At 72.1% G+C, this 12594-nt stretch carries 9 protein-coding genes; 8 read left to right on the forward strand and 1 reads right to left on the reverse strand.

What is annotated here, in order from left to right; all coding sequences use genetic code 11:
* The first annotated feature begins 112 nt into the window (after positions 1 to 112).
* Both OG758_RS32870 and pepE read left to right on the forward strand, forming a co-directional pair.
* Positions 113 to 934, forward strand: a complete 822-nt coding sequence (locus tag OG758_RS32870; protein ID WP_326713239.1) for an IclR family transcriptional regulator — start codon at positions 113 to 115, stop codon at positions 932 to 934.
* Positions 935 to 1012: 78 nt separating this feature from the next.
* The gene (gene pepE, locus OG758_RS32875; RefSeq protein ID WP_326713240.1) at positions 1013 to 1741 is read left to right on the forward strand and encodes a dipeptidase PepE; all 729 of its coding nucleotides are present in this window, start codon (positions 1013 to 1015) and stop codon (positions 1739 to 1741) included.
* Here pepE and OG758_RS32880 read toward each other — a convergent pair.
* Complete coding sequence (locus OG758_RS32880) at positions 1704 to 3461, reverse strand: MFS transporter (protein ID WP_326713241.1); 1758 nt, start codon at positions 3459 to 3461, stop codon at positions 1704 to 1706. The genes pepE and OG758_RS32880 overlap by 38 nt on opposite strands.
* Before the next feature lie 211 nt (positions 3462 to 3672).
* Between OG758_RS32880 and OG758_RS32885 the strand changes: the two genes are divergently transcribed.
* The 6 genes from OG758_RS32885 (at position 3673) to OG758_RS32910 (ending at position 12513) form a co-directional block, all read left to right on the forward strand.
* Positions 3673 to 5880, forward strand: coding sequence for an acyl-CoA dehydrogenase (locus OG758_RS32885; protein WP_326713242.1), 2208 nt, complete (start codon positions 3673 to 3675; stop codon positions 5878 to 5880).
* Between the two features lie 66 nt (positions 5881 to 5946).
* Complete coding sequence (locus tag OG758_RS32890) at positions 5947 to 6861, forward strand: LysR family transcriptional regulator (RefSeq protein WP_116502345.1); 915 nt, start codon at positions 5947 to 5949, stop codon at positions 6859 to 6861.
* 208 nt (positions 6862 to 7069) lie between these two features.
* Positions 7070 to 8410 (forward strand): MFS transporter, encoded by a 1341-nt coding sequence (locus OG758_RS32895; protein ID WP_326713243.1) that lies wholly within the window; start codon positions 7070 to 7072, stop codon positions 8408 to 8410.
* Between the two features lie 17 nt (positions 8411 to 8427).
* Positions 8428 to 10128, forward strand: coding sequence for an acyl-CoA dehydrogenase family protein (locus OG758_RS32900; protein ID WP_326713244.1), 1701 nt, complete (start codon positions 8428 to 8430; stop codon positions 10126 to 10128).
* Entirely contained in the window at positions 10121 to 11329 is a 1209-nt protein-coding gene (locus tag OG758_RS32905; protein WP_326713245.1) for a CaiB/BaiF CoA transferase family protein, read from the forward strand. The genes OG758_RS32900 and OG758_RS32905 overlap by 8 nt, the downstream gene beginning before the upstream one ends.
* A 2-nt stretch (positions 11330 to 11331) precedes the next feature.
* On the forward strand, positions 11332 to 12513 hold the full coding sequence (locus OG758_RS32910) for an acyl-CoA dehydrogenase family protein (RefSeq protein WP_326713246.1): 1182 nt from the start codon (positions 11332 to 11334) through the stop codon (positions 12511 to 12513).
* Positions 12514 to 12594 lie beyond the last annotated feature (81 nt).

Raw genomic sequence — 12594 nt, forward strand, 5'->3', positions numbered from 1 at the left:
TGGTGCTGACAGCAGATTCGGGATCGGTTAGCGTTGTCGGCAACTGTTTCCCGTTATCTGCAATTCAGGTCTGAATGCTGAGATGCGCAGATCTTTCCCGAAGGGTGTGGCGATGAGTGAGATCCCGCTGGACCGCAGGACGCCCACCGGCGCGCTGCAGACGGTCGACCGGGCCCTGCTCGTGCTGCTCGCCTTCGAGCGGACGCGGCCGGACTGGGGCGTGACCGAGATCGCCGCGGAGTTCGGCTGGGACACCTCGGTGGCGCAGCGGCTCCTGTCCACGCTCGCCGGACGCGGCTTCCTGGTCTCCGACCCGGCGACGCGCCGCTACCGGATAGGCCCCGCCGTGCTGCGGCTCGGCCGGATGTGGGAGCGCTCGGGCTCACTCGAACTGCTCGCCGCGCCCGTCCTAGAGGAGCTGGGCCGGGCGACCGGCGACACCGTCCTGTTCTGTCTGCCGGACAGCTTCCACATGCGCTGCGTCGCGGCCGTCGAGGGCGAGTCGGGGCCGCTGCGCTACTACCCGCTGGTCGGCGAGCTGTATCCGGCGCACGCCGGAGCCACCAGTAAGTCGTTCTACGCGTTCCTGCCCGACGAGCAGCGCCACCGGCTCTTCCGCGGCCGCCCCATGGCCCGCTTCACCGACCGCACGGTCACCGACCCGGACGAGCTGGAGCGGGAGCTGGTGCAGGTGCGCGCCCAGGGTTACGCCTGGACGGTCGGCGAGTACGACGCCGGGATCGCGACGGTCGCCGTGCCGGTCTTCCTGGGCCGCGAGCCCTACGGCAGCCTCAGCCTCGGCGCTGCCAAGGAGCGCTTCGCCGACGGGCCCGAGGGCCGGCTCGACGCCCTGCGCAAGGCGGCGAGCCTGCTGGAGAAGCGGCTCACCCATCCCCCGCAGCGCACGCGCAAGCCGCGCGCCCCGCAGTGCTGAAGCCCTCCAGTCCTGAAGTCGTCCAGTCCCGAAGTCGTCCAGCCTGAAGTGCCGAACCACCCCTGAGGAGTCACTCCCTTGAACCTGCTGCTGCTCTCCAACTCCACCCAGTACGGCCGCGGTTACCTCGCACACGCCCTGGACACCGTCACCGGCTTCCTGCCCCCGAAGGCCCGCCTCGCGTTCGTGCCGTACGCCCTCGCGGACCACGACACGTACACGGACCGGGTGCGGGGCGCGCTCGAAGGCGCCGGGATCGGCGTGCGCGGTGTGCACGAGGGCGGCGACCCGGTGGCCGAACTCGCCGACGCCGACGCCGTGTTCATCGGGGGCGGCAACTCCTTCCGGCTGCTGAGCGCGCTCTACCGCACCGGCCTGCGCGACGCCCTGATCAAGGCGGTCGGCGGTGGCCTGCCCTACATGGGCGCGAGCGCCGGCACGAACATGGCGGCGCCCAGCCTGCGCACGAGCAACGACATGCCGATCGTGCAGCCCCCGTCGTTCGAGGCGCTCGGCCTCGTCCCCTTCCAGATCAACCCGCACTACCTGGACCCGGACCCGGCCTCCACGCACAAGGGCGAGACCCGCGAGGAGCGCCTCACCGAGTTCCTCGAGGAGAACGACGTGCCTGTGCTCGGCCTGCGTGAGGGGTCCTGGCTGCGGGTGAACGGCGAACGCGCCGCGGTTCAGGGCGAGCGTGCTGCCCGCCTCTTCACCCGCGACGCGTCCCCGAAGGAGCTGCCGGTCGGCTCCGATGTCTCCGAACTGCTCAGCTGCGAGCCGCGCTTCGACTCTCCTGCGCGATGAGCTCCAGGGCCAGGTCGACGTCGACCGGCCGGTCCTCGCCGTGGTGCGTCGCCGCGGAGGCCCGCGGCGCGTGCCCGGCGGCGGTGGCGGCCAGCACGTACGAGCCGCCGTCCGGGACCTCCAGGGCGTAACGGCCCTCGTGGTCGGTGAGCGCGGCGCCCGCCTGGCGGCCGCGCCGGTCGATCAGCGTGACCTTGGCCCGGTGGACCGGCAGGCCCGCCGCGTCGAGCACCTGGCCGCGGAATCCTCCGAGGACCTCCTCGGCGCGATCCAGTGCCGCGTCCTCCTCGCTGCTGGCGCGCAGCTGCGGCTTGGTCGCCCGGCGCTGCTTCGGCAGGAAGACGGCGAGCAGGACGCCCATGGCGACCGCGCCGGTGGCGATCAGGAACGAGATGCGGAAGCCGTGCATGGTGGGCACGGCCGCGCCGCCGACGTGGTTCGCCGTGTTGGCGAGGACCATGCCGATCACGGCGCTCGACACCGAGGTGCCGATGGACCGCATCAGGGTGTTGAGGCCGTTGGCCGCACCCGTCTCGGACGCGTCGACGGCGCCGATGATCAGGGCGGGCAGCGAGGAGTACGCGAGGCCGATGCCGGCGCCCACGACCACCGAGATGACGATGGTCTGCCAGGCGGCGCTCATCAGGCCGAGGCCGGCGCCGTAGCCGATCGCGATGATCAGCATGCCGAGGATCAGGGTGATCTTCGGGCCGTACTTCGCCGAGAGGCGCGCGTACACGGGAGCCGTGAACATCATCGTGAGGCCGAGCGGCGCCACGCACAGGCCCGCGACGACCATCGACTGGCCGAGGCCGTAGCCGGTCGCCTTCGGCAGCTGGAGGAGCTGCGGCAGGACGAGCGAGATCGCGTAGAACGCGACACCGACCATGATCGAGGCGAGGTTGGTGAGGAGCACCTCGCGCCGGGCCGTGGTGCGCAGGTCCACGAGCGGGGCCTTGAGCTTCAGCTCCATGACGCCCCACAGCACGAGCACGACGAAGGCCGCACCGAACAGGCCGAGCGTCATCGGGTCGGTCCAGCCCCAGTCACTGCCCTTGGTGATCGGCAGCAGGAAGAGGACGAGCCCGGCGGACAGGCCGATCGCACCGAGGACGTCGAAGCTGCCCTCGGCCTTGACCGAGCTCTCCGGGACGAAGAAGAGAGTGAGCAGGATGGCGACGACGCCGAGGCCCGCCGCGCCGAAGAAGAGGGCGTGCCAGTCGGCATGCTGGGCCACGAGGGCCGCCAGCGGGAGCGCGAGTCCGCCGCCGACGCCGATGGAGGAGCTCATCAGGGCCATCGCGGACCCGAGCTTCTCGCGCGGCAGCTCGTCGCGCATCAGGCCGATGCCGAGGGGGATGGCGCCCATGGCGAAGCCCTGGAGGGCGCGGCCCGCGATCATCAGGATGAGATCGCTGGTGAAGCCCGCGACGAGCGAGCCGACGACCATGACCGCGAGGCTGGTGAGCAGCATCCGGCGCTTGCCGTAGAGGTCGCCGAGACGGCCCATGATCGGGGTGGCGACGGCGCCCGCGAGGAGGGTCGAGGTCAGGACCCAGGTCGCGTTGGAGGGGGCGGTGCCGAGCAGGACCGGGAGGTCCTTGATGACCGGTACGAGAAGCGTCTGCATCACCGCGACGGTGATACCGGCGAAGGCGAGTACGGGGACGACTCCGCGTACTCCGCGTTGCGCGGTCGGCGGTTGGGTCGTCTGCGTCATTACGTAGTGCCTCCGGAGGCAGAGAGTTCAGGCGTCGCGCGGGCGGCGGGTTTCGCGCGTCGGGTACGTGCAAGCTGAACCCGTTACCTGGGGCGACTATTCCGACGGGCGTCGTACAAGGGGAAGTCTTGAAGGTCTTTACCTTTTGATTACACGTCTCCCCCGCTACCTGACCTTCCGTCAGATTGGAACGTGTTCTACCGTGCGCCGCATGGGCATCGCGATCACGCAGGAGCAAGAGGAGCTGTCGGACGCCGTGCGCGGCTGGCTCGCACGCGCCGTACCGCCCGAGGAAGTGCGCAAACTGCTCGACGCCCCCGCGGCCCCCGCGGGCCGCCCCGCCCACTGGGACGGACTCGCCGGACAGGGGCTGCTCGGCCTCCATCTCCCTGAGGAGTACGGCGGAGGCGGCGGCGACCTCGTCGACCTCGCCGTCGTCCTCGAAGAGGCGGGACGGGCCGCGCTGCCCGGCCCCTTCGCGGCCAACGCCGCCGCCTCGCTGGTCCTGCGCCACGCGGGGGCCGCCGGCCTCGCCGCGTCCCTCGCGTCCGGCGACCGCATCGGCGCCGTCGCCCTCGGTACGGGAACGCTGACCGCCGTCACCGTGTCCGACGGGCTCGTCCTCGACGGGGTGGCGCCGCCCGTCCTGTCCGGGGGCGACGCCGACCTGCTCCTCCTGGCCGCCGAGTCCGCGACCGGGACCGTGTGGGTCGCCGTCGACACGGGCACCGCCGGACTCGGGAGCCGCGTCCACGAGAGCGCCGACCCCACACGCCCCACCGCGGAGATCACCGCCCGCGGCGCCCTGGTGCCGGGCGCCCGGATCCTCGCCGTCGATACGGCCACCGTCCGTGACCTGGCCTCCGTCGTCCTCGCGGCCGACGCGTGCGGTGTCGCGGCATGGGCGCTGTACACGGCGGCGGAGTATGCGAAGGTCCGGGAGCAGTTCGGCCGGCCGATCGGACAGTTCCAGGGCATCAAGCACCTGTGCGCGGACATGCTCGTCCGGGTCGAGCAGGCGCGCGCGCTGGTGTGGGACGCCGCACGGGCGGCGGGCGAGGGCTGGATCGGCGCGGAGAGGGAGGAAGGGGCGGCCGGCGCCGAGGCGCGTGAACTGGCCGTCTCCCTTGCGGCCGGCGCCGCGCTCGATGCCGCGTACTCCTGCGCCAAGGACTGTGTGCAGGTCCTCGGCGGGATCGGGTTCACCTGGGAGCACGACGCGCATCTGTATCTGCGGCGGGCCGTCGTCGCGCGGCAGCTGCTCGGCGCGGGGGACGCGCACCGGCTGCGGGCGGTGCGGCTCGCGGAGGGCGGGGCGCGGCGCGAACTGCGCCTGGAGCTGCCGGCGGAGGCGGAGGCGTTCCGGGCGCGGGCCCGCGAGGCCGTCGAGGGGGTGCGCGGCCTCGACCCGGGCGCCGCCCGCCGCGCCCTCGCACCCACCGGGTACGCGGCGCCGCACCTGCCCGAGCCGTACGGCCTCGGCGCGGGCCCCGTCCAGCAGCTCGCCGTACAGCAGGAGCTCGCCGCCGCGGGCGTCCGCGTCAGCGACCTCGGCATCGGGACCTGGGTCGTCCCCTCGCTCCTCGCCTACGGCACCCCGGGGCAGCGGGACCGCTACCTCCTGCCCACCCTGCGCGGCGACGTCCTGTGGTGCCAGCTGTTCTCCGAACCCGGCGCCGGCTCCGACCTGGCCTCGCTGCGGACGAGGGCCGAGCGCACCGAGGACGGGCGCTGGCGCGTCAACGGGCAGAAGGTGTGGACGAGCGCCGCCCAGTGGGCCGACCACGGGATCCTGCTCGCCCGCACCGCCCCGGACGCTCCCAAGCACAAGGGGCTCACCTATTTCGTCGTCGACATGAAGCGGACCGAGGGCATCGACGTACGGCCCCTGAAGGAGATCACCGGGGACTCGCTCTTCAACGAGGTGTACTTCGACGACGTGCTCCTCCCCGAGGACGCCGTGGTGGGGCAGGTGGACGACGGCTGGCGCGTCGCCCGGAACACGCTGGGCAACGAACGGGTCCACATGGCCGACCAGTTGACCTTCGACACGGGCCTGGAGGCACTGATCGCCCGCGCCGGAACACTCGACGGCGCGTACCGGGCGCGGATCGGCGCGCTCGCCACGGAGGCGCACGCCCTGGCCTGCATCGGGCTGCGCACGACGATGCGACAGGTGGCCGGCGCGGAGCCCGGCCCCGGGGCGTCCGTACGAAAACTGGTGCAGACGCCGCACCAGCAGAAGGTCGCCGAACTCGCGCTGGAGCTGCTCGGCCCCGAAGGCGCCCTGAGGGAGGGGGCGGGGGAGCGGGCCCTGCACGGGTTCCTGATGTCGCGCTGCCTGACGATCGCCGGCGGCACGACGCAGGTGCAGCTGAACGTGGTGGCGGAACGGATCCTGGGGCTGCCTCGCGACTGAGGAGCGGGCTCGCGCGGGTCCGGTCTCGCCGGCGTCCGGTCCGCCCATGGGCCGTATCGTCGCCGCGTGGAGCTCAGACACCTCTCAGGATTCGTCGCCGTCGCCGAGGAACTGCACTTCGGGCGGGCCGCCGAGCGGCTGCACATCGCGCAGTCGCCGCTCAGCCAGCAGATCAAGCTGCTCGAGCGGGATCTGGGCGTCAAGCTGTTCGACCGGACCACCCGGACCGTGCGGCTCACCGCCGCCGGGCACGCGCTGCTCGGGCCCGCCCGGCATCTGCTCGCCGAGGCCTCGGCGGTGCGCAGGACCGTGCAGGCCGCGCACCTCGGGGAGGTGGGGCGGGTCACCGTCGGGTTCGCCGGGGCCAGCAGCTACTCCGCGCTGCCGCTGCTCACCCGCGCCGTCAACTCCGAACTACCCGGTATCGAGCTGGTGTTGGAGGGGCAGACCTACACCGGCGAGGCGCTCGGGAGGATCGCGGACGGGTCCCTCGACGTCGGGTTCGTGGCGCTCCCGGTGCGGCGCGGGATCACCGCGCGCGTCGTGCGGATGGAACGCCTCGTCCTCGCGCTGCCCGACAGTCATCCGCTCGCCCGGCAGGACGAGGTCCACTTCGCCGAGCTGGCGCACGAGCCGTTCGTGACGTTCCCCGTCGCCCGTGGCTCGGCCGTGCGCGAGGCCATGGTGCAGGCCTGCCACGACGCCGGGTTCGCGCCGCGGATCGCGCAGGAGGCGCCGGACTCGTACAACATGCTCGCCCTCGTCGGCGCGGGCGTCGGGCTCGCGGTCGTCGTGGCGTCCGCGCGCGCCATCCATCTGGAACACGTCGTGTTCCGCCCGCTGGTCGGGGACGACGTGCCGGTGCTCCCCATCGCCCTCGGCTGGCGCACCGGAAACCGCTCGGCACCGCTCCAGGCGGTCCTGCGCGTGGCGGAGGAAGTCCTGCCGACGCCCCCGGACGCACCCGATGCCGCCGCATGACGCTCGTATCTTGACGGATTACGTCTGACCGGAGCCCGGTATTGGTCTTGGACACATCCTAATGAGCGGGTGCAGAGTGATCCACGTCTCGCGACGGAGCGATGAGCGCCGGGTGTGGAGCGTGGACGGGCCCCGGCCGCTCGGTGGCCCCGCCCCCTCCGGCCCGTCCCCTCCCTCAGCGGGATGCCGCTACGAGAGGACGCTCGTCATGCAGCACGACGCCCCAGTCCCCGGGGTCAGCGCAACCCAGGCCCGTGACGCCCGCCGCGCCGGTGTCACCGCCTTCGTCGGGACCACCATCGAGTGGTTCGACTTCTACATCTACGGCTCCGCATCCGCTCTGGTCCTCGGCAAGATCTTCTTCGCCGAGGCCTCGCCGGCCGTGGGTACCCTCGCCGCCTTCGCCACCTTCTGGGTCGGCTTCCTGGCCCGCCCCCTCGGCGGCCTGATCTTCGGCCACTTCGGCGACCGCTACGGCCGCAAGAAGGCCCTCGTCACCACGCTCACCATGATGGGCGCCGCCACCTTCTGCGTCGGGCTGCTCCCGGGCTACGCCCGGATCGGCGTCGCCGCGCCCGTCCTCCTCGTGCTGCTGCGCATGATCCAGGGTGTCGCGATGGGCGGCGAGTGGGGCGGCGCCGTCCTCATCGCCACCGAGTACGCCCCGCCCAAGCGCAAGTTCCTGTACGGGGCGTTCGCCCAGCAGGGCTCGCCCGTCGGCAACCTCCTCGCCACGCTCGCCTTCCTCGGCATCGCCCAGCTCCCGGACGCCGCCTTCGAGTCCTGGGGCTGGCGCGTCCCGTTCCTCTTCTCCGCCGTGCTCGTCGCCGTCGGCCTGTTCATCCGCCTGCGGCTCGCCGAGACCCCCGAGATGGCCGCGGCCCTGGAGCGCAAGCAGACGTCCAAGCTGCCGATCAAGGACGTCCTGACCCGCTCGCCGATGCTGGTCCTGCTCGGTGTGCTCGCCGGTACGGCCGGGGTCGCGATCACCTACGTCAAGACGACGTTCGCCCTGTCCTGGGCCACCTCCGACCTCGGCTTCGACCGCACGTCGTTCCTGACCGTCATCTCGCTCGCGCTGGTCGTGCAGGTCGTCGTGCAGCCCTTCGGTGCCGTCCTCGCGAGCAAGTGGCCCGTACGCAAAGCCGTGCTGTGGATGCTGCTGCCCGAATTCGTGGTGCTGCCGCTGATGTTCGTCCTCGTCGGGACCGGCAACTTCTGGCTGGCCGTCCTCGGCATGGCCCTCGCCACCTTCCCGCACGCCATGTACTACGCGGCGCTCGCCGGCATCCTCGCGCGGGTCTTCCCCGTCGAGGTCCGCTACACGGGCATGTCCCTCTCGTACCAGCTCTGCACGACGCTGTTCGCCGGGACCGCGCCGATCGTCTCCCAGTACCTGCTCGACGCCACCGGCTCGATCTGGCCCGTCGTCGCGCTCGGCCTTTGCTACACCCTCGTGACCCTCGTCGGTGTCCTGCCGCTGCTCGCCCGTACCGCCGCCGCGCCGGAGCCGGCCGCCGTCACCACCCGCACCGCCTCCCACGCCTGACCCGGAGTGATCCCCCGATGAACTACGCCGACCGCGACCCCGCGCTGCGCCCCTTCCTCGACCGTGTCCTGTCCGCCGACGACCGCGCCCGTGTCGAGCCGCTCCTGACCGAACTCGGCGCGCTCGCGGCCGGCGACCTCGACCGGCAGGCCGCACTCGCCGACGCCAACCCGCCCCGCCTCGTCCAGTACGCCCCCGGCGGCGAACGCGTCGACGAGATCGAGTACCACCCGGCCCACGACCGCGCCGCCGCCATCGCCTACGAGGAGTTCGGGCTCGCCGCGATGTCGCACCGTCCCGGCGTCCACGGCTGGCCGTCCAAGGTTCCGCACACCGTCAAGTACGCCCTGTCCTACCTCTACGTGCAGTCCGAGTTCGGCATGGCCTGCCCCCTGTCGATGACGGACTCGGCCGCCCGCATCCTGCGCCTGTTCGACCGCGAGCGGTACGCGTCCGAGATCGCCGCGCTCTCCTCCACCGACCCCGGACTGCGGGCCACCGGCGCGATGTTCATGACGGAGAAGCAGGGCGGCACCGACGTCGGCCTGACGGAGACCGTCGCCTGTGACCAGGGCACGCACTGGACGCTGACCGGCAAGAAGTGGTTCGCGTCCAACCCGGGCGCCGACGTGATCCTCACCCTCGCCCGCGTCCCCGGCCAGGGCGAGGGCACCCGCGGTCTCGGCATGTTCCTCGTCCCGCGCCTGCGCCCCGACGGCACCCGCAACGCGATCCGCATCGACCGGCTCAAGGACAAGCTCGGCTCGAAGTCCATCGCGAGCGGCGAGGTCACTCTCGAAGGGGCGTACGCGACCCCGGTCGGTCAACTCACCAACGGATTCCGGCAGATGGCCGAGATGCTCAACGTCTCCCGGCTGTCCAACGCCATGCGCGCCACGGCCCTGATGCGCCGGGCCGTCCGTGAGTCCGTCGACCACACCCGCGTACGCCACGTCTTCGGCAAGCCGCTCTTCGAGCAGCCCCTGATGCGGGCCACGCTCCTGCCGATGATCATCGACACGGAGGGGGCGCTCGCGCTCGTGCTGGAGGCGGCCGCCCGCCTGACAGCCGCCGACGAAGGAGCCGCCGACGGTGAAGGAGGGGCGGCCCGCGAGCTCGTCCGCGTCCTCACCCCGCTCGCCAAGCACACCCTGTGCAAGCGCGCCCGCTCCGTCACCGGCGAAGCCATGGAGATCCGCGGCGGCAACGGCTACATCGAGGACTGGGTCAACCCCCGGCTCGTGCGCGACGCGCACCTCGGCTCCATCTGGGAAGGCTCCTCGAACGTCATCGCGCTCGACGTGCTGCGCTGCATGCGCCGCCAGGGGGCCCACCGCACCCTCGCCGACACGTACGGCGACCGCGCCGAGACGCGGGGCCGCTGGGAGCTGCTGCGCAAGAAGGGTGACGCCCTCCTCGAACTCCCCGCCGACGAGCAGGAGATGAGGATCGGCCGATACGCCGACGAACTCACGCGCGCCGTCATGGAGACCCTCCTGTACGACCAGGCCGCCCACGAGAGGGAGACCACCGGCAACGGCCGCGCCCTCCTCGTCGCCCGCACCTGCACCGCGCTCCTCGACGACCCGGACACCCCGCCCCGCGCCGCACTGGACCACCTGGCCGAACTGGCCGAGGGTGGACGGGTCGCGCCCGCCCCGGCGCAGGAGACCCCGGCGAAGGAGAACACTGTGAAGGAGCCCGCCGCACATGCCTGAGCAGCCCCGTCCCGCCGCACCGCTGGCCGGTATGAAGGTCGTGGACCTGTCCAAGATCCTCGCCGGGCCCTACGTCACCATGTCGCTCGCCGACCTCGGCGCCGACGTCATCAAGGTCGAGCACCCCGACGGCGGCGACCCGACGCGCGCGTGGGGCCCGCCCTTCAACGGCCCCGACGCGACCTACTACCTGGCCGCCAACCGCAACAAGCGCTCCGTCACCCTCGACCTCAAGTCCCCCGGGGGACAGGAGGCCGTCCACCGGATGCTCGCCGACGCGGACGTGATGGTGGAGAACTTCCGCCCCGGCAGCTCGCTCGCCCGCGCCTTCGACTACCGCGAACTCAGCGAGCGCTACCCGCGGTTGGTCATCCTGCACATCTCCGCGTTCGGCGACACGGGCCCGCTGCGCGACGAGCCCGGCTACGACATGGTGGCCCAGGCGTCGGCCGGCCTGATGTCCCTGACCGGCGAACCCGACGGACCGCCCGTGAAGGCCGGCTACGCGATGGGTGACCTGGGCGCCGCCCTCTTCGGCCTCATCGGCGTCAACGCGGCACTCGTCGAACGCGAGCGCACGGGCCACGGCCAGTACGTCACCACCTCGCTGTACGAGTCCCAGCTCGCCCTGCACATCAACTGGGCGACCGGCTACTTCGCCACCGGGGAGCGCCCCACCCGCCTCGGCTCCGGCCATCCGAGCCTCGTCCCGTACCAGGCCTACCCGGCGTCCGACGGGCACTTCGTGATCGCCGTCGGCAGCGACGGCCTCTTCCGCAAGCTGAGCGAGGCGCTCGGCCACCCGGAGTGGGCCGACGACCCGCGCTTCGCCACCAACCGCGCCCGCGTCACGCACCGCACGGCCCTCAACGCCAAGCTGGAGTCCGTCCTCGTCGACGACACCGTGGCCAACTGGTGCGCCCTGCTGAAGCCGCGTGGCGTCCCCGTCGCGCCGATCCGCACCCTCGACGAGGTCTACGACTGCCCGCAGACCGAGGCGCTCGGCATGGTGCAGAAGGTCGACCACCCCGAGGTGGGCCCGCTCCAGCAGGTCGCGTTCCCCGTCACCTTCCGCGGTGAGCGCCCCGCGGTGCGCACCGCCCCGCCCACCCTCGGCCTGCACAGCCGGGACATACTCGCCGAACTCGGCTACGACGAGTCCGCCATCGACCGCCTGCTCGACCACCCTCAAGGAGCCTGATCATGCCGTTCGCCGCCCTCGACCCCGTCGACCCGCTGAACCTCGAAGCGCTCCTCACCGACGAGGAGCGGGCCGTGCGCGACACGGTCCGCCAGTACCTCGACGACAAGGTCGAGCCGCACATCGCGGAGTGGTTCGAGAGCGGGGAGCTCCCCGCCCTGCCCGAACTCGCCCGCGAATTCGGCAAGATGGGCCTGCTCGGCATGCACCTGGAGGGCTACGGGTGCGCCGGCATGTCGGCCCGCGCGTACGGCATCGCGTGCCGCGAGCTGGAGGCGACGGACTCGGGACTGCGCTCCTTCGTGTCCGTGCAGGGTTCGCTGGCCATGTTCGCGATCCACCGCTTCGGCTCCGAGGAGCAGAAGCAGGAGTGGCTGCCGCGCATGGCGGCGGGCGAGGCCATCGGCTGCTTCGGTCTGACCGAGCCCGACCACGGCTCCGACCCGTCGTCCATGACGACGCGCGCCCGGCGTGACGGCGACGACTGGATCCTCGACGGCCGCAAGATGTGGATCACGAACGGCTCGGTCGCGGCCGTAGCCGTCGTGTGGGCGCAGACCGAGGACGGCGTGCGCGGCTTCGTCGTGCCCACCGACACCCCCGGCTTCTCGGCACCGCTGATCAAGCACAAGATGTCCCTGCGGGCGAGCGTGACCAGCGAGCTGGTCCTCGACGGCGTGCGCCTGCCCGCGTCCGCCCGGCTGCCCGAGGCGCGGGGCGTGGGCGCGCCGCTGACCTGCCTGAACGAGGCGCGCTACGGGATCGTGTGGGGCGTCACCGGCGCCGCGCGCTCGGCCTGGCAGGCGGCCGCCGACTACGCGGGCCAGCGCGAGCAGTTCGGCAAGCCGATCGCCGCGTTCCAGCTCACGCAGCAGAAGCTGGTCGACATGGCGCTCGAACTGCACAAGGCGACGCTGACGGCGCTGCGCCTGGCCGACCTGAAGGACTCGCCCGCCGGTGTCCACCCGGCGCAGATCAGCTTCGGCAAGCTGAACAACGTCCGTGAGGCCATCCAGATCTGCCGCACCGCCCGCACGATCCTCGGCGCCAACGGCATCTCGCTGGAGTACCCGGTGATCCGCCACGCCAACAACCTGGAGTCCGTGCTCACGTACGAGGGCACGACCGAGATGCACACCCTCGCCCTCGGTCAGGCGCTCACGGGGCACGCGGCCTTCCGCTAGGCCCTGCCGCAGAAGCCCGGGGAAGCCCTTCCCTCGGCGGCCCGCTCCTGCCAGTATCTGACGACGCGTCAGATACTGGCA

The sequence above is a fragment of the Streptomyces sp. NBC_01474 genome (assembly GCF_035918215.1).
Lineage (GTDB): Bacteria > Actinomycetota > Actinomycetes > Streptomycetales > Streptomycetaceae > Streptomyces > Streptomyces aureus.

Excerpts from the sequence above, each read along its gene's own strand:
- OG758_RS32870 (WP_326713239.1), top strand. The coding sequence starts at position 113 with ATGAGTGAGATCCCGCTGGACCGCAGGACGCCCACCGGCGCGCTGCAG.
- OG758_RS32880 (WP_326713241.1), bottom strand. The coding sequence starts at position 3,461 with ATGACGCAGACGACCCAACCGCCGACCGCGCAACGCGGAGTACGCGGA.
- OG758_RS32885 (WP_326713242.1), top strand. The coding sequence starts at position 3,673 with ATGGGCATCGCGATCACGCAGGAGCAAGAGGAGCTGTCGGACGCCGTG.
- OG758_RS32895 (WP_326713243.1), top strand. The coding sequence starts at position 7,070 with ATGCAGCACGACGCCCCAGTCCCCGGGGTCAGCGCAACCCAGGCCCGT.
- OG758_RS32900 (WP_326713244.1), top strand. The coding sequence starts at position 8,428 with ATGAACTACGCCGACCGCGACCCCGCGCTGCGCCCCTTCCTCGACCGT.
- OG758_RS32905 (WP_326713245.1), top strand. The coding sequence starts at position 10,121 with ATGCCTGAGCAGCCCCGTCCCGCCGCACCGCTGGCCGGTATGAAGGTC.
- OG758_RS32910 (WP_326713246.1), top strand. The coding sequence starts at position 11,332 with ATGCCGTTCGCCGCCCTCGACCCCGTCGACCCGCTGAACCTCGAAGCG.